The sequence below is a fragment of the Flavobacterium sp. ARAG 55.4 genome (assembly GCF_051846875.1).
GTDB classification, from domain to species: domain Bacteria; phylum Bacteroidota; class Bacteroidia; order Flavobacteriales; family Flavobacteriaceae; genus Flavobacterium; species Flavobacterium plantiphilum.
In genome coordinates this window covers 13,550-31,582 of sequence record NZ_JBPYCT010000019.1, presented here as the reverse complement: position 1 = coordinate 31,582, position 18,033 = coordinate 13,550, and the positions used below count along the sequence as shown (strand labels likewise).

Annotated in this window: 18 protein-coding genes; 4 read left to right on the top strand and 14 right to left on the bottom strand. The window is 30.7% G+C overall.

The window, feature by feature from the left end:
• Nucleotides 1-95: 95 nt before the first annotated feature.
• The 14 genes from ACSV4D_RS17255 to ACSV4D_RS17190 all read right to left on the bottom strand — a co-directional run bounded on the left by ACSV4D_RS17255 (nt 96) and on the right by ACSV4D_RS17190 (nt 14,856).
• Nucleotides 96-803, bottom strand: a complete 708-nt coding sequence (locus ACSV4D_RS17255) for a LytR/AlgR family response regulator transcription factor (protein ID WP_439229246.1) — start codon at nt 801-803, stop codon at nt 96-98.
• Between the two features lie 11 nt (nt 804-814).
• Nucleotides 815-1,132, bottom strand: coding sequence for an Hpt domain-containing protein (locus tag ACSV4D_RS17250; protein ID WP_439229245.1), 318 nt, complete (start codon nt 1,130-1,132; stop codon nt 815-817).
• Nucleotides 1,132-2,157, bottom strand: a complete 1,026-nt coding sequence (locus tag ACSV4D_RS17245) for a sensor histidine kinase (RefSeq protein ID WP_439229244.1) — start codon at nt 2,155-2,157, stop codon at nt 1,132-1,134. Before ACSV4D_RS17245 ends, ACSV4D_RS17250 begins: the two co-directional genes overlap by 1 nt.
• Nucleotides 2,157-3,290, bottom strand: a complete 1,134-nt coding sequence (locus tag ACSV4D_RS17240) for an FIST signal transduction protein (RefSeq protein WP_439229243.1) — start codon at nt 3,288-3,290, stop codon at nt 2,157-2,159. Before ACSV4D_RS17240 ends, ACSV4D_RS17245 begins: the two co-directional genes overlap by 1 nt.
• A gap of 2 nt (nt 3,291-3,292) precedes the next feature.
• A complete protein-coding gene (locus ACSV4D_RS17235) occupies nt 3,293-5,590 on the bottom strand; it encodes a PAS domain S-box protein (protein WP_439229242.1) in 2,298 nt (765 codons plus the stop codon).
• A 402-nt stretch (nt 5,591-5,992) separates the two neighbouring features.
• Nucleotides 5,993-6,406 carry a response regulator gene (locus ACSV4D_RS17230; RefSeq protein ID WP_439229241.1) on the bottom strand — a complete coding sequence of 138 codons (414 nt, stop codon included), beginning with the start codon at nt 6,404-6,406 and terminating at the stop codon, nt 5,993-5,995.
• 412 nt (nt 6,407-6,818) lie between these two features.
• Nucleotides 6,819-8,000, bottom strand: a complete 1,182-nt coding sequence (locus tag ACSV4D_RS17225) for a DUF3570 domain-containing protein (RefSeq protein WP_439229240.1) — start codon at nt 7,998-8,000, stop codon at nt 6,819-6,821.
• Nucleotides 8,001-8,018: 18 nt separating this feature from the next.
• A complete protein-coding gene (locus ACSV4D_RS17220) occupies nt 8,019-8,252 on the bottom strand; it encodes a DUF4266 domain-containing protein (RefSeq protein WP_439229239.1) in 234 nt (77 codons plus the stop codon).
• Nucleotides 8,249-9,142, bottom strand: coding sequence for an FAD:protein FMN transferase (locus ACSV4D_RS17215; RefSeq protein WP_439229238.1), 894 nt, complete (start codon nt 9,140-9,142; stop codon nt 8,249-8,251). The genes ACSV4D_RS17220 and ACSV4D_RS17215 overlap by 4 nt, the downstream gene beginning before the upstream one ends.
• A 40-nt stretch (nt 9,143-9,182) precedes the next feature.
• On the bottom strand, nt 9,183-9,617 hold the full coding sequence (locus ACSV4D_RS17210) for a thioredoxin family protein (protein ID WP_439229237.1): 435 nt from the start codon (nt 9,615-9,617) through the stop codon (nt 9,183-9,185).
• A gap of 62 nt (nt 9,618-9,679) precedes the next feature.
• A complete protein-coding gene (locus ACSV4D_RS17205; protein ID WP_439229258.1) occupies nt 9,680-10,369 on the bottom strand; it encodes a VIT1/CCC1 transporter family protein in 690 nt (229 codons plus the stop codon).
• A 480-nt stretch (nt 10,370-10,849) separates the two neighbouring features.
• Nucleotides 10,850-12,808, bottom strand: coding sequence for an LTA synthase family protein (locus ACSV4D_RS17200; RefSeq protein WP_439229236.1), 1,959 nt, complete (start codon nt 12,806-12,808; stop codon nt 10,850-10,852).
• A 115-nt stretch (nt 12,809-12,923) separates the two neighbouring features.
• Nucleotides 12,924-14,186 (bottom strand): sensor histidine kinase, encoded by a 1,263-nt coding sequence (locus ACSV4D_RS17195; RefSeq protein WP_439229235.1) that lies wholly within the window; start codon nt 14,184-14,186, stop codon nt 12,924-12,926.
• Nucleotides 14,179-14,856 (bottom strand): response regulator transcription factor, encoded by a 678-nt coding sequence (locus tag ACSV4D_RS17190; protein ID WP_439229234.1) that lies wholly within the window; start codon nt 14,854-14,856, stop codon nt 14,179-14,181. Before ACSV4D_RS17190 ends, ACSV4D_RS17195 begins: the two co-directional genes overlap by 8 nt.
• 563 nt (nt 14,857-15,419) lie before the next feature.
• Here ACSV4D_RS17190 and ACSV4D_RS17185 point away from each other — a divergent pair.
• From ACSV4D_RS17185 to ACSV4D_RS17170, 4 genes are all read left to right on the top strand, one after another.
• Nucleotides 15,420-15,920 (top strand): insulinase family protein, encoded by a 501-nt coding sequence (locus ACSV4D_RS17185; RefSeq protein ID WP_439229257.1) that lies wholly within the window; start codon nt 15,420-15,422, stop codon nt 15,918-15,920.
• Nucleotides 15,921-16,436: 516 nt separating this feature from the next.
• Nucleotides 16,437-16,889 (top strand): carboxymuconolactone decarboxylase family protein, encoded by a 453-nt coding sequence (locus tag ACSV4D_RS17180; protein ID WP_439229233.1) that lies wholly within the window; start codon nt 16,437-16,439, stop codon nt 16,887-16,889.
• A gap of 185 nt (nt 16,890-17,074) precedes the next feature.
• Complete coding sequence (locus tag ACSV4D_RS17175) at nt 17,075-17,413, top strand: YciI family protein (RefSeq protein WP_439229232.1); 339 nt, start codon at nt 17,075-17,077, stop codon at nt 17,411-17,413.
• A 29-nt stretch (nt 17,414-17,442) separates the two neighbouring features.
• On the top strand, nt 17,443-18,024 hold the full coding sequence (locus tag ACSV4D_RS17170) for a DUF2652 domain-containing protein (protein WP_439229231.1): 582 nt from the start codon (nt 17,443-17,445) through the stop codon (nt 18,022-18,024).
• Nucleotides 18,025-18,033: the final 9 nt, after the last annotated feature.

Here is an 18,033-nt window from a genome sequence, read left to right as displayed (position 1 = left end):
GAAATAAAGGTATCAGCAAATCTAAATGGCACAGATAAGATTCGCTTAGATAGGAATAACTTTAGTTGAGAAGTAAAGAAATAACGATAAACCGTTTACAAAAGATTCAACCGCTTCATTAGTTCCGGTCTGTTTGAACGGCTTACAGGAATTACATCTTTGCCTATTAAGACACTATTATCTTCAATATCAATAATTTTTTTGGTATTGATGATATAAGAGCGGTGTACTTTTAAGAACAAATCCGTCGGAAGTTTGTCTTCTATTTTTTTGAGCGTAGAATGAACAATATAATTTTTATGCTCTGTTTTTATATGAATATAATCCCCTTTTGCTTCAACGATAGTGACGGAAGGAATTTCAATTTTAATTAAACGCCTGTCAATGTTGACATAGAATTCATTTTTATTATCCTCAGCCTGGACTTTTACTTCTTTAGAGATTGTATTTGTTGTAGAAGAATTAGCTTTTTGAGTAGCTTTTACAAATCGATCCCGAGTAATTGGTTTCACTAAATAATCTACGATACATTCGTATTCAAATGCTTCGATTGCAAAGTTTTTATCGGAAGTAACTAAAATTATTTTTGGAGGATTTTTTAACGTTTGGATAAAATCAAATCCTGAAAAATCAGGCATATGAATATCCAGAAAAATCAAATCTGTTTCGTTTTGATTTAAATATTTGATTGCACCCATTGCATTTGGAAACTCACCGGCTATAACTAAATCGGTATTTTTAGTAATAAACTGAGCAATAATTGCTCTGGCCATTTCTTCATCGTCAATTATTATGCAATTCATAAGCATATGTATTATAATTGGATTACAAACTCCTGCATCACCTTTAAAACATCTTCAAATTCAGATTGTAATTCCGTAGTTTTATTCTTTAAATTCGATTCGTATTCTTCAGCAAGATAATAACTTTTTTCTAAACCCAGTATAGTAATCTTATGTTTTAATTTATGCACCATTTGATGCATTTGTACAAAATTAGCTTGCTCTTTATGATTGTTATACTGCTGAATTTCATCAGGAAGTTCAGCTTTTAAAATTGAAATGATTTGGTTTTTAAACTCAACATTATCTCCCGATAATTCGTTGATGTAACTCATATTAGCTTCTTCCATTATTTTTTAGGTATCGTAAAATAAAAAGTGCTCCCTACTTTCTCCTGACTTTCCAGCCAAATTTTCCCTTTATAAAAATCAATTATTTTCTTTACTATAGACAATCCTATTCCGGATGAATTATCATTGTTTTCTAGTTTAGTGAATACTTTAAAAATCTTGTCATGATAGGCTTTTGCAATTCCTTTTCCATTGTCTTTTATATAAAACTCAAATTCATTTTCATTTTCAACGGCGCCTACTTCAATTACACCCTTTTCTTTATCATTATGATTGATGGCGTTTTGAATTAAATTTTGGAAAACTTGTTTAAATCTAGAACTATTACCATATACCTTAGGCATGTTAGTAACAATATTTACTTGAATATTTTCGGGAATAAAGACAACTCGTTTTACCTCATCAATTAAATAGTTAAAATCAACTATTCTATCTTCAGATTCTACTTTTCCAATAGTTGAATAATCTAAAATCCCCTTGATGAGTAAATCCATTCTTTCTACATTAAAAAGTACCAAGTTTAATGAATTTAATGTTCCTTCACCTATAAGATGTTTATTATCCTCAATGACCCAATTAATTAGAGTGTCAATATTACGAAGTGGTGCTTTTAAATCATGAGAAACCACATGGGCATACTCATTTAGCTCTTGATTTTGCAACTCTAAATTTTGTAAAAGTTCTTCTCTTTGCTTGTTGATGGAAACAATTTCTAGTGCTTGTTTTTTTAAATAGTCAGCCGGATTAAAATCTTTTTCTTCAGAAAGTTTCACGGCATCTAAATTCATCGAATCTAAAATATCAGCCAAGTTTTTATTGATTTCTTTTAAACTTGACGCTTCTTCTCTCAATTTTTTATTGGCCGCAAAAAGTTCGTCAGAACTAATTTTCATTGCTCTTTGCAACAACGCAATTTGGTTTTCATAATTGAGATAAGAATCATCAATGGCGTTCAAAAAAACATCCATATTGGTTTGTCCTTCTTTTAGGTGCTTTGCTAATTGTCTTTTTAAAAGTGAATTCATTATTCGCTTATTAAAGTTAAAGTCATAGTTTGATTGTGGAGTTCACAAGATGTTTCTCCATTAAACGGAGCCATTTCACCGTAGGAATAGAATCCAGTAACAGCGACATCATTACCTATAATTTCTTGAACCTGCTCAATTTCCTCTTCTACTCTCTGATTCATTACTAATTTCCGCCCAATACAACTCACTAAAATAGCCACTTGAGGTAATTCCTTTCTTTCTTTCATTGCAATCTCGGCTGCTTTTAAGGCTCCATCTGCAATTCCATCAACGGATGCCATCATTAATTGCACAAAAGATCCCTTAGGTACATCTCCAGCTAAAATCATGGACTGATTTTCATTATCTATCCCCAGAATAGTTCTTACTACAGGTTCTTTTTTCCCTTCGGGAGTTACATTTAAAGGGTACAATAAAGAGGCCTGAGGCAGTTCATTGGCTTTTTCACCTAAATAATTTTTATACAAATTCAATGCGGGTTGCCCATCAATCTCATAAAGGATATTCCCTTCTGATTTAGTGATAATACGTTCGGGACCAAAAGGAATCCAACCGCCAAAACTAGCAAAAGAAATATCAAGTGTTTCCCCATAAAAACCAATTAAGATAACCTCTCCTTCTTTTGGGTTTTCTTTATAAGAAGCTATTGTTTTTTCAAATCGAGCATCATCGCCACACATTCCGCCGGTTATGGAAATACTATCTTCAATTTTAGTTTCTAGACCTTTAATTAAAGAACTTCCATTTACATAACTCCCTTCAGAAAGCACAAACAAATGTTTTAAACCTGCTTTAGGTATTTTATCATACAAGACTTCTCCTAACTCATTGGCATTTTTATTATGCTCTAAAACATTTTCTGTTTGAACTATAAAACTGCTTTTATCAAAATCAATTGCCGTTATAGTAACAGAATTATCATTGACATTTCCTCCCATTATTTCTCCTGAGCTGGAACCAAAAACAAGATGTTCATAAGGGAACTCTTTCCTAATTTCGGTAATTATTTCTTCTTTTTCTAAAAGATATCTATTCCCAAAAACCAATACCAATGGGTTTCTTAACACCTTTTTCTCCTGAAGATAGTTCCATTTTTTATCTTCGCCTATAAATGCTTGTATAATTTTCATTACTACTTATTTAATTTTATAAAAAAAGTTGTTCCTTGTTTCAATTCACTTTCAACCCATATTTGTCCTTGGTAGCTTTCTATAATTTTCTTAACAATAGACAAGCCTAAACCTGTAGATTTATCATTGTTAGCCAAGGATTGAAAAATATTAAAAATTCTTTCTTGGTCTTCTTTAGGAATTCCTGGTCCGTTATCTTTTACAGTAAAAATAAAATCTTGTACAGATTCTTTACAATCAATTTCCACAAGAGATTCTTCTTTGTCATTATGATTTAAGGCGTTACTAATCAAATTTTGAAATAATTGCTGCATTCTAAATCGATCTCCTTTTACAATTGGCAACTGACTTTTAATTTGAACCTTAGCATTTTTAGGAATGTGGATAATATTAATAATGTTTTGAATAATTTCATCAACACTTACTTTCTCCTGAGTAACATTAATTTTATCAATTTTAGCATAAGTTAAAATTCCTTCGATTAAATGATCCATTTTTTCCACCTTATTTTCTATCATAGAAAAATAGCTTAAGGTTTGATCGGACAGTTCTTTTTCATTATCTTCCTTAATCCATGAAACTAAAGAATGGATACTTCTTAAAGGAGATTTTAAATCATGCGAAACAATGTGGGCATAATCTTCTAATTCTTTATTGCTAATTGCTAAACTTTCAACTAATTGTTCCCGTTGGTTCTCTAATATTTTTTTATCGGTAATATTCTCTTCTACAGCAAAAAATTTCACTATCTCATTGTCTTTATTGTACAGGGCTTGCCCTTGAATACTTACCCAATATTTTTGACCTGATTTAGAATAATTAACAATTTCACAGTTAAAAGGCAATCCCTGTTTAATCCTATCTTTAAGATAAGCAATTGTCTCAGGATTAGTATCAGTTCCTTGTAAAAAAGAGCCAGGTGTTTTCCCTATAATTTCCTCTATTGAATAACCTGACATTTCTAAGAAGCTACTATTTGCCCATTCTATTCTTCCTTTATTGTCTGCTACAATAACCGCATTGATATTCTTCTCAGCTATTAAGGACAATAAATATAATTGTTCTTCTTGTTTTTTTTGTTCTGTAATATCTAAATGAATTCCTATTGAGCCTAATACTTCCCCATTTACATCAAAATTTGGAGCACCGCTTATTAGCAAATGTCTTTTTTCTCCATATTTATTTAGGATATTAATTTCATAGGTGTCTGAAATGCCTTTTTTTCTATTCTTAATCCTTGTATGTAATTCTTGTTTATCTGTTTCGGAAACTAATAATTGAGGTGCATTTCTTCCTATTAATTCTTCTATAGAATAGCCACTAATTTTAGAAAAACTATTATTAGCAAAAATGATATTTTCATCTTTATCTACTTCTATCAAACCTAAATTCATATTAGCAATGATACGACTGTATTTTTCTTTTTCTTTTTCTAAACTTTCTTCATATTGTTTTTTGATTGTAATATCTTCGATCATTGCAAAATACTGTGTTACTTCGTCTTTACTATTCAAAATGGGTTGCCCTTTAGTTTTTGTCCAAAAATAAGTTCCATCTTTTCGCCCATGAATAAGTTCTAAATCAAATAGTTCACCTTTAAAAAAAAGGTCAGCCATTTTTTTCAAGCTCTCTTTATCTGTAAATTCACACCTTCCTACTTCAATTGGTGTTTTTCCTAAAATTTCTTCTTTAGAGTAACCTGTTAATCTTAAATAAGCCTCGTTACACCAAAATATCTCTCCATCTGCTTTTGTAAAAAGCACTCCATTTTCATTCGTGCTTGCAACAAGAGAGAGCCTATTTAACTCTTCCTTGTCTTTTTTTAATTTTTCTTTTTGATTATTTATTGTAATTAATGACTCATTTAATTCTTGAGTGGTAATTTCTTGGTTATTTAAAACATGAAGTAAATCCAGTAACGGATCATTTAAAGCAAAGTCACTTATATCTAGCTCTCGTTCAGTTACTTGCTCCATAGAAACAAACCAAGGAGTGCCTACAAAAAGCAACTCGTTTTCTAATAATTCAAATTGACCTCTTAAAGCAACTCCTTCATTCTTGAGTTCTATAACCATAAATTGATTCAGATTTTCAATTATGTTCTCTCGACTTGGGTTTTCTATAAATGGTTTCAAAATGGTAAAGTGATTGGTAAAACAATCAGAAACCTTTATTGTTGAAGAAATTTTTACTAAACTTTTTCCTAAGCCTTTTATAACTAGAGCTGAATCAATTAGAATAAAAAAAGGAAAAAGTTTATTGAAACTTTCCTCACCAAACTTAAATTCTAATTTACCCATATTATTTAGCTAATTAAATATTCCTATTTGAAAAATATTCATTTTAAGTATAGTAATATAAAAGTAAATAGAGGGTATATATTTACCGTATTTTCAAAATCAATCCACAAATAAAAACTTGAGGACATATATTGTCTAACTAATATTTGCAATTAAAAGCTCAATATACAATATATAAGAAAAATCAATGATATTACTAAGATATGAACCTAAGTAAATTTAATAAAAAATATTTAGATTTTAGATTGATGAAATTTATTTTTTAAAGAAATTTCTCTACACACGAAGCAGCTTAAATCTTGTGCTTTTAATGATGACTTTTTATATTTATTTGACTAAAAAAATAATTGTCTATCTGTTAGCCAAAAACAGTAAAATCCGTAGGCATATTATTTTGAGATTTTACTGTGATATCAATTCATTTACACTCCAATATTCCAGCATTTTCTGGATTCTATTTAAGTAATCATCATACTTTAATGGTTTTAAAACATACCCTGCAATTCCTATTTTGTAACATTGCAACACATCAGTATGATTATTTGAAGTGGTTAAAACAATAGCAGGAATGTACTTTAAATAATCATCATTTTTCAAAATCTCTAAGAATTCAATCCCATTGATTTTAGGCATATTTAAATCCAAAACTATAATATCAGGAATTACCTCCTTTACTTTTAAAATTTCTAATGCTACTTCTCCATTATTAGCCTCGATAACCTTATGGTTAAATTTAAGTGTGCTGACAACTCTATTGAATTTCATTACTTCAATTGCATCGTCTTCGATTAATAAGATATTAAGTGATCTGCTCATTTCTTCTATAATGTATATAATTCAATGTTAAAATTAATTTTATTTATAAAAAACGATAGATATATTCGATTGAAAAAAATTAAGTGTCGTTGAAAGGTATTTAAGTGTAGACGAATGGATTTTTATGTTGAAATTTCGATATTTAATAATAGGATTGTAATTGTTAAAAAATTTAGATAGTATATCGGATGCGTTGTGTTTAATATTCAAATTACATTTGTAGAAAATCAATTAATCTTCCTAACGTTTATAATCGGTTTTTACGGTTCTGTCGCATTAGGAACTAACTTTATCATTACAAATTAACCCCATCAAAAATAAATACTAAAGGTAATTGAACCCTAAGTCTAAAACCATATAATCAGTTTTAGAATTTAGTTAGAACTGCGTTTTTAGCGAGGAGGTATCATTTTTACTTGTATTTTATATTTATGCTGATAATGTCTGAAGTCATGTTATTAGTTCTGGTATAATGACCATAACGTATTTCTAATGTGTTCCAGTGTTTAAGACCAAATACACCATTAAGTGGAGTGAATTTCATTCCCATTCCAAAGAAACTGCTATCAAATTTTGATAAATCATAATTACTGGTATAATATTCATCAGCCGCAGTATGCTGTCCATATGGTTTAAAATATTTTGTTCCAGTTTGTGAATAATATCTGTAAAAGGGGCTTAAAGAAAATGTTTGAGTTAATTTAACAGGTATTTCAAGATCAGCTGTATGTGCTTTTAAGTTCCAATTATCACCGTAGTATCTATAATATGCCCTAATGATGACATTATCTCCTAAAAAATAACTGGCTCTTATTCCCAAAGGAATTTTTAATCTATTATCAGGCATTTTTTCCTGATGCACTAAATTATCATTAAAATAAACTCTATGAAATGGAAGACTTAAATATCCACTCTGGCTAATTACATCACCCACAATCATTATTTGCAGTTTTTGATTGATAATTTGAGAATAACTTAGAGTTCCAGCAAAAGTATTACGGTTTGCGCTGCCGTAACCTTCTCCAGCGGTGCGTAGCTCAATAGGTTCAATTAATTTTAACTGATCGATAAAAGTTTGGAATTTAGCTGTAAACTCTCCATTTCTATCTTTAGTTTTTTGCGATAAACTAATGTTTCCACCAAAAGACTGATAATCAAATTCTGTTGATGATGAAACTCCAATACCAATAGTACTGCCTGTTGCTTCATTTTCTCTAAGGTAAGTTATAGAAGGATAGAAGCGATTGTCTGCAGAGGATGCAGATGAATTAGCACTCAAATCGATCATATCTGATGAAGCAGAAGTATAGTGATCAATACCAGCTTCAATATCAAAGGTATGTTTAATACCGGTTTCTCCGTATTTTACCAGCTTAACATCAATTGTATTGGCTATATCAGTAAGACGTTGAGAACCAATTCCGCCGGTAACGGCTGAATTTTCTCCACTTTGTTTATAATAACTGGAAACTAAGTTAATTTCTTCCAGTTTTATTTTTTTGCTTTTGTAGCTAGTTGAATCATTTGGAACATTTTGTGCTCTTGATTGGAACAGTGCCAGTAAGGTAAACCCAGTAATGAATATTCTTTTCATTTTTCGATTGTATGAAAATTAGTTACAGCCGCAGCCACCTCCGCTTTTTCCTGAATTAGCTCCGGAAGCTCCCTCACGGTAGGATTGAAAACTAAGTTCTGTCTTTTCGATTTTTCTGTTTGAAAGTACCATTTCAGAATCATTTATTTTTCCTTTCTGGTATTCTTTTACCGAAGTACAAGAGGTGAGCAGTATGCCAATAAAAGCAATACTACATAGTAACATGAGATTTTTTTGCTTTGACTTTTTCATTTTAGTCGAATGTTATTTGAAGTGTAAATTTTGTTGTTGTCATCTATAATTATACAATATAGGTCAGGTATTTGGTCTATTAAAAACAAGCCTGCTTTAATTCCCATAATAGCTATTGGAGTCGCCATAGCGTCTGCAAATTCTGCATTTGAAGCGATAATGGTTACGCTTTTAATTCCCGTTATTGGAAGTCCTGTCTTAGGGTTAATGGTATGCGAATATTTTTTTCCGTTAATAGTCACGAATTTTTCATAATTTCCTGACGTGGCAATTGCTTTATTGGATATTTCCATATAAGAGAAGGCTGCATTTGGAGCATCAGGATTAGCTACACCAATGGTCCAGTTTTTACCGTTTGGTTGTAAACCCCAGATGGAAAGGTCTCCACTAGCGTTGATAATACCACTTTTTACATTCTGTTTTAAGAGAACCTGCTTCGCCATTTCGGCAGCATATCCTTTTCCAATTCCACCAAAACCAATTCGCATTCCTTTTTCTTTTAGAAATACAGTTGTGTTTTCTTTGTTAAGAATGATATTTCTGTAATCAATAAGGTGTACCATTTTTTTTGCTGTTTCAGCACTAGGAAGTTTGGTCATTGTCCTATCAAAATTCCACAAGCTCTTGTCGATACTTCCATATGAAATGTCAAAAGCACCTTGAGTAATTTTAGAAATACCAATTGATCGTTCTATAAGATTAAAAACTTCCTGATCTACTTTTACCGGACAAACTCCTGCATTTTCATTAATCATATTGGTCTGGCTGTCTTCTTTAAAAGTAGTCAAAAGTCTTTCGATCCTGCTGATTTCTTTAATAGCAAGGTCAATATTCTCATTTCCTGTTTGCTCATTTTCAGCAACAACTGTAATGGTAAAGTTGTTCCCCATGAGTTTTAGAGACTTAGAATATTTTTGTTTTTTTGATATGTTACTTTTTGCTATCACAGATTGCTTTTATTTCTGCAGTCCACTTTTCAGGGGTAGATTCGGGTTTTCCATGCCATGTTTTAATTATTTTACCATCTGCATCAAGAAGAAGGGTAAGAGGAAAACTACCTTCTTTATTGTAAATTTCGGCTAATTCTTCGTTTCGTTTAACCTGTTCTGGAGTTCCCATGTTTTTCTTCTTTCTTGGGAAATCAGCGTTAACTAAAACTAAATTTTCATTTGCCATTGCTGTGAATACCTGACTTTCAAAATAATCTCTGCGTGTCAAGATACAAGGACCACACCAGTCTGAACCAGAGAAGTTCAGCAAAATTAATTCGTTTTTTTCCTTCGCTATTTTTTTTGCTTTATTAAAGTCAGGTTCCCAATTTACAGGAAACAGAGTTAATAAAAGGAATAGTGTAATGAGCTTCATTTAACAGTCTTTTTTTAGTAAATTAAAATATAATGAATATGTATTTTGTATTTGTTTTTAGATTAAGAAGTTTGTACTCCAAAAAGATAGCCTACCAAAGCAGTCATTCCCATTGCAAAAGTCCCCCAGACGCAAATACGTACAACTGCTTTAATGGTATTTGATCCACCTGCTTTAGCTGCTAATATTCCTGATAGTGCTAAAAAGAGTATTGAAAAACCATATTGATAGAATACCATTTCTTTTATAGGGGCAAAAATAGCAACCATAAGCGGTAACAAGCCACCGATAATAAATGAAAAGGCTGAAGCAAAAGCAGCCATTAATGGATTTGCCTGAGTGAATTCATTAATACCTAATTCGTCCCTTGCATGACTTTCAAGTGCATTATGTGCAGTTAATTCAACAGCTACCTGCTTTGCTAGTTCTTGATTTAGTCCTCTTTGCATGTAAATATGAGTAAGTTCTTCAAGTTCAGATTCTGGAATGGTTTCCAATTCCATTTTTTCTCGTTCTAAATCAGCCGTTTCAACATCTGCCTGAGAATTTACCGAAACATATTCTCCTGCAGCCATTGAAAGTGCTCCTGCAACTAATCCTGCTAATGCTGCAAGTAAAATAGGATCTCTTGTATGGCTTGCCGCAGCCACACCAATAGCTAAACTTGTAGTAGATAAAATTCCATCATTAGCACCAAGTACAGCTGCCCTAAGCCATCCGCTTCTGTTGATATAGTGCTTCTCGATATACATAGTTACAATTTTATTTGATTTTACCCAGTTTGAATTTTCAAAAGTTTTATCCACTCCTTCAAAGTTTATTTTAACCAATGTCTTATCTGAAGTGAGGATTTTTTTCGAGTAGCATTTTTCCAATTATCCACATTAAAAATATTAATTTCTTATGAATTAGGATTTGTAATAATGGTTATTTTGAATATTAAAAGCTTTTATTTTTTGTTCATTTAACCTACCAATTTTTTTTCTATGTTTTTAATAATAGTTTGTGAAAAATATTCATTTTTAATAATATGTATGCTTATATAATCAAATTTTTATATAAAATTAATTCAAAAGTGCTTCAGTTTTGGCATACAGATTGTTAGAATGATTCTAAATTTTGTATTGATGCTTTTTACTTTCACATTGAAGTAATTCAGTAATGAAAAGTAATTAGCATGCAGTTTCGGGAAGCAATTTTAAAAAGTATTTCTATGAAATATAAAATTAATTTTATTTTAAAAGCCTGTTCGTAAAAAGAAAATCAGCAGTTTGATACCACGAAATTGTTTCATACAAAAAGGATTTGTCCATGGGAATTGATTTCAGGCTATTGTCTTTTTTATTCCAATTATAAAAAGCCTGCTTTTTCTGATCCGATAGAATAATCACTTTTTCTTTTTTCATCAAGACTAATTTTCGATACGTTCCCAGTAAAGCACGCTGTTCAAAATAAGGATTTAGAACATCTTTTCCAAAAAAATCAGATTCATAATTCCAATGAAACAAAGAAAACAGAGTAGGCCACAGATCTATTTGAGAGCATTGCTTTGCTATTTTCTGATATTGATTTTCTGGCAAATTCACTATGAAAGCCGGGATATGATAGTTAGCAACATCTATTTCATCTTTTCCAGCGCTGCTGGCACAATGATCTGCAATGATTACAAAAACGGTATTTTTAAACCAAGGTTTAGTTTTTGCTTTTTCTAATAATTCTTTCAATGCAAAATCGGTATATTTTACAGCACCTTGACGGCTTGTACCCGAAGGTATGTCAATTTTTCCTGAAGGATAAGTAAAAGGTCTGTGATTGGATGTTGTCATCACAAAATTGAAAAATGGCTTGTTGTTTTTGTATTGAGCGTCTGCAACTTGTAGCATTTTATTGAAAATATCTTCGTCGCAAATTCCCCAGGCATTTTCAAAAGTTACTTCATCATCATTGATATTATTACGAACGGTTTTGATCTTATCACTTAAAACACTACCGCGTCCACGATCATAAATAGTAAATCCGTTACCTCCAAAATAAGCATTCATATTATCAAAATAACCGTCTCCACCATAGAAGAAATTACAGTCGTAACCTTTTGATTTAAACACATTGCTTACTGTGAACAGATTAGAGTTTTCGGGTCTTTTTACAATACTTTGCCCAGGAGTAGGAGGAATACATAAAGTAACGGCTTCCATTCCTCTAACAGTTCTCGTTCCAGTAGCGTATAAGTCCTCGAAAAAGATACTTTTTTGGGCAAGACTGTCTAAAAATGGAGTAATATTTTCTGTATTACCAAATTCTTTAAGAAAATTTCCACTAAGACTTTCTACTAATACAAAAACAACATTTTTGTTTTTTAGAGATGGAATACTGTCTGTAATTGTTCGGTGAATTGAATTTTTATTTTTGGTGTAAACAGAATTATTTTGGGCTAATTTCTTTCTAACAACATCAAAAGCTTTGTCTTTAGGAATGGAAGTATAGAAATCAACATATTTCATCTGGTTGTTTCTAAAAGCAGCAAAAAAAGAAAAAATTCCTGATTTTGAAATTTCTGAATTATATCGATTCGAAGACCATTCCGCTTGATTATTGTTGATAAAGAAAGCAAAAAATAAAGCGATACCAATAGTAGATAATAAAACAGAAATCCGGGTTTTTACATCAGCTTTAGAAGTAAAAGTTTTGGTAAACGCTTTTCTTTTATAAAAAATAAAAAGAAATACTAAAGTAAGCAGTATTACACTACCAATTAGGATAGGAAGAGGGTAGGATTGTTTAATATTCGATACAACTTCATGAGTGTAAATAAGGTAATCAACGGCTATGAAATTAAATCTGGTTTTAAATTCATCCCAAAATGTTACCTCTGCAAAAAAAGTAAATACAAGAATAAAGACCGTTAAAGAAGTGAAAAAATAGACTAGTATTTTATCTAAAACAGAGCCGATCCATTTATTAGGCATAATACTGTAATAGATAACACTACAAATGGATATGAAAGTAATGGTTCCAAAATCAAAGAATAAACCAGTTAAGAGTGTTCTTATCAGGTCTATTCCATTCCAGGAAACTTCATCATATTGCCTGATGAAAAAGCTAATCCTTAATAATTGCGAAAGAAGTAAAAACCAAACGATAAAACTCACTAATAAAGAATACCTGCCGTATCTTGAAGATAATTTATGCATAATTTATTGAAATATAAAAAAGCAAATTTTATAATCCAATTTTGAATTAATTCTGAATTTAGGTTTTTAATTAGGAAACCAATATTTGTAAATGATTCTATAAGAGGTGTATGATTTAAAATGTAATGCTAAAGCTGTGCAATTGATTTTCAAAAGTATAATGGATTTCCCATTGATTAATTTCAACTATTTTTTTGATAATAGCCAAACCAAGCCCATTTCCTTGTGAAGAAGGATTTATTTTAGAAAAACGATTGAATAATTTATCGATTACCAATGAAGTGGATTGTCCTGTATTGGAAAATGTCAATTGGTTATTTTCAAGATGAATAATTATTCGACCATTGTTTTCATTATGGCGAATAGCATTTAAAAATAAATTATTGATTAGCACTTCTGTAAAAGCAGAATTCGCTGTAACGGAAAGGGTAGAGGTGAATTCGATTGTGATTTTAATGTTTTTTGCTTCAGCTTGCTCGATAAAAAAGTCAAGGTGTTTTTCGATGTATTCGTTTAAAATAATAGTGCTTTTTTCAACATAGCTTCCGTTATCTATTTTAGAAAGTAATAAAAGATTTTTGTTTAATCTGTTGAGTCTGGAAACATCATTATTCAAAGAACTTACAACAGAAGACTGTTTTTCATTGAGTTCTAGTTGTAGTAAACTGTCAATTTTAGTTTGAAATAAAGCCAGTGGCGTTTGTAATTCATGCGCTGCATTTTCTATAAATTCTCTCTGATTTTGATAAATGGCTGTATTTTTTTCAATAAGCTGTTCGAGACTTTTATTGAGTTGGTTGAATTCGTCTATATCAGTTTGAATAAAGTGTGGCGGTTTATTTTTGTCAATTTCAAAATCGTGGATTTGATGCAATGTATTATAAAAAGGTTTCCATATTTTAGCCGCGGATTTTTTTGATATCCAAATGATTCCGATAAGAAGAATAATTATAATAAATAGAAACATAGCGGCAATATTAATTACCATTCCTTCCATTTCTACCAAATTGATTTTTTCGGTATACGTATATCTTTTTCCATTGATAATAACCGGGGCATAAAGTACACGAAAAGGTTCGTTTTCATTGGCAATAGAATCAAATAGCATTTCACCAAAGATGGAGTCTTTGGTTATTCCCATATCTTGAACAATCAGTACATTGAGATTGTATTTGTTCCATGATTTAATATCTTTTTCGGTAAAATCCTTATAACTCTCCATAACAAATGCGCCTTTGTGGAAATGTAATACTTCGTCAGTTTCATAAATATAAAGCCATTGAGTAATGAAATAAAATGTTGGAGCAGCTATCAACAGTATGATAATAGCAAACGTTAAAAAACTGCTTGTGGTTTTATGTAATAATTTTTTACTCATTTTCCCATTTGTATCCTAAACCGTAAATTGTTTTGATATAATCACCACTTCCTGCAGCGTGCAGTTTCTTTTTTAGATTCTTAATGTGGGCATATATAAAGTCGTGATTATCCAGCATATCAGCCATATCGCCGGAAAGATGTTCTGCAATAGCACCTTTAGACAAAACCTTATTATTGTTCCCAATTAAAAACAGTAGTAAATCTATTTCTTTTCTGGTTAAATCTAATTTTCGGTTATCAATTTTTACTGTTTTGGACAAAATATCAATACTAATTTCATTATAAACAATAGTATTATTTCCTTGAAAATTCTTGCGACGAATAAGTGCCTGCATTCGCACTAAAAGTTCGGAAAGATGAAAAGGTTTGGTTAAAAAATCATCTGCACCAAGATTAAAACCTTCAATACGTGTATCTAAATTTTCTTTTGCAGATATAATGATTACGCCCTCTGTTTTGTTTTTGCTTTTTAATTCTTTTAAAATGTCAAAACCATCACCGTCAGGAAGCATCAAATCTAATAAGATACAATCGTAGTCATAATTATTAATTTTGTTTAAAGCCATATTAGAGTTTCCAGCGGTTTCACACTGAACACCATTGGTCTTAAAATAAGTTGCAATGTTTTGAGCAATTTCCTGCTCATCTTCTATAATCAATATTTTCATACCGCAATTTACAAATCAATTTTGAAGAAAAACTTAATATTATTTTAAAGACTAAAGAGATTGATAATAAAGATTGATAATCGGGAGCAAGCCAGATATATAAATTTATTGATTTTTTTGATAGCCAAGTTTTTTTGAAGACTGTGACTCTTTTTTATTGCATTTATGCTGACCTCTGGCTCTGCTTGATCTTAGCTGTAAATTCTGCCGGCTAAGTAGTCATTTTGAATTTTTAATCTTCAATGGGCATCATCCTGTCTCTTGCCTAAAATGTAAGCAAATAGTATTTACATGTTGGCTTTGTTAGTATTTAACAATACCTATCACCTTTCTATATATAGCTTCAACAATTTCATCAAAAATGCTAAGATACCATACAAGTATGTAAGCTCTGCAGTATACTGCAGGGCTGTGGAAACAATTATCCATACTCCAATTGTCGTTCCTATCATTGCGCACAAATTATCATACGATGAAGCCAGACTGTTGGGAAACTCCATTGCTTAAGTTATGGGGGATAATCAAATATGCAGGTTATTTTTAATTAAAAGTTTGTTGAAAACATCAATTTTGAAAAAGCGAAAAACATTTACAAAAACAGAATTCGCAATGCAGCCGATTTTACGTATGTTTTTGTTGGAAATATTAGGGTAGATCAAATGAGTTTAATTCAAAAATACATGAGAAATATTGCTTCCGAAGAAAAGGAAAAAGAAACTTTTGTAAACCATAACATAGAACCTAAAAAAGGAAATACAACAATTCATTTTAATCGTTCGATGGAAATTCCGAAAACGACGGATTACGTTCATTTAACGGGAGCAGTTAAATATTGGCAACAAACTGCTTATGAGATGTATATGATTGGTGAATTACTTTCAAAGCGATTTTTGCAAACTATTCGTGAAGAAGAGGGGGGAAGTTATGGTGTTCAGATAAATGGAAGTTTACAAAAATTACCATCTTCACGTTTCGATATAGTTTTGAATTTTGACTGTAAACCGGAAAAAAAAAGAAAAACTGATAGAAATTGTATGGAAGGAATTAAATCAATTGAAAAATAATCCACCAGTTGGAGGTGATTTAGATGATATAAAAAAAGACATGCTAAAACAAAGAGAAGAATCTAAAATGACAAATTCGTTTTGGAATTGAGTACTTTCGGCTATTTATTTGTGGGATAATCAGTATCTAAACGAGGGTGATTATGAAAATTTAACCTATGAAGAATTGCCAAATTCAAATCAATAATAGAATTGATGGTTACAATGCAAAGTTGTAAAATTAGGAACCTTAAGATATTAAAATAAATCACTAGGAATTATGTTTTAAGAAATAGTTTTGTTCTTAGCTTTATTAATAGCTATTACTCTTTAATTGGTAAAATCTTTTTTAAAAAGAAAAAGTCAGGAAGTAAACACTGTGGAGTAAGTGTGATATTCATTAGTAAAAATAATAGATTACGACGGTTAATCATTAACAAAATAATTCGCTTGATTTTTTTTAATTTTTTTTAAACTTTTTGTCCAATATCAAAAGTTCGATTGTTATCAGGATATAACAATAAAAATTTATACGTCATGGAAACAAGAATTAATTTATTCGAAAAAGGTCAAAAAGCAATTTCAACATTGTTTGGAACAAATGTTTATTTAAAAAAAGCATCAATTGAAAAACAACTTTTAGAGCTTGTTGATTTTAGAGTATCACAAATCAATAACTGTGCGTATTGTCTAGACATGCACTCTAAAGAACTAAGAGCTCTTGGAGAAACAGAACAAAGAATTTTTGGAATAAGCGCTTGGAGGGAATCTCCTTTTTACAGTAATAGAGAAAAAGCAGCTTTTGAGTGGGCTGAAGCAGTTACTGCTGCAACTGTACCTGATACTATTTATGAGAGAGCAATTGCTGCATTTACTGAAGAAGAATTGGTTGACTTGACGTTAGCTGTTACAGCAATCAATACTTGGAACCGATTGAATACTTCTTTTTATAACCCAATTGGAAGTTATAGAGTTGGACAATTCGGTTAATCTTAAAAGAGATTAAAGATTTTAAAGCTGTTAGATTTTACAAACAAAAATTTGGGTTTAGCAGCTTTTTAAAAATAATACTATTAGTTAGTTGCTTTAAAGTATACTGCTGATTAGTATTTTTCAGTAATTTTAAGAAAGTTTATATTTTTTAAAATTATTAACAACTAACTAGAACTTAAATTATGAATGAGTTTTTATTGATTTTCAGAAGAGATTTTATGAATAAGGAGGTTCAACCTTCTCCAGATGAATTACAAAAGCACTTACAACACTGGCAAGAATGGTTTGGAACGTTAAAAGAACAGGATCAACTCGCTGCTCCTCTTAAACGCTGGGATAGAGAAGGAGTTATAGTCAATACTAAAGGAACAACAAATGGTCCGTATGTAGAAGTAAAAGAATCTATTGGAGGAATGGTTTTGATTAAGGCAAACGATTATGAAGAAGCAGCAAAAATTGCAGCAGGTTGCCCAATATTAAAATTTGGAGGCAATGTAGAAATTAGAATGGCAGCAAGTTAAAAAATAGGAAAGCCACTTAAAAATTAGTTATGAGAAATCGATCAGCTTTTGGAACCATATTTATTGTTGATATTAGTGGGTTTTCCAGTTTTGTACAGAATATTTCAACAGAAGAAGGTGCTATGATTATGCCTGCACTTTTTGACTCTATTTTGCGAGCAAATTATTATTCCTTGCACGTAGCTGAAATTGAAGGCGATGCCATTTTATTTTATAAAATGGGTGATGCATTTTCTATTAAAACGATTTTCGAACAATTTAACAAAATGGTACTTTCTTTTCATTCAGAAATTGATTTATTAAAGAAAGATTTTCCAGAAATAAGTGCTTTGACTATAAAAGTGGTTGTTCATTATGGTGAAATGTCTGGTTTTAAAGTAGGAGGCTATTACAAGCTATATGGGAAGCCACTTATTGAGGCTCATAGATTACTTAAAAATCATATTAACTCCAAAACGTATTTGTTGATTACCAAAAGTTATTATGATCAAAATCAGGAAACCATCATCAATAAAGGTACCAATAGGAGCGAAGTTTATGATATTGGAAATATTTATTATACCTATTTTGCTTTTTCGTCAATTGTATATCCCAATATGTGGTTGGCTTAAAACAATTAA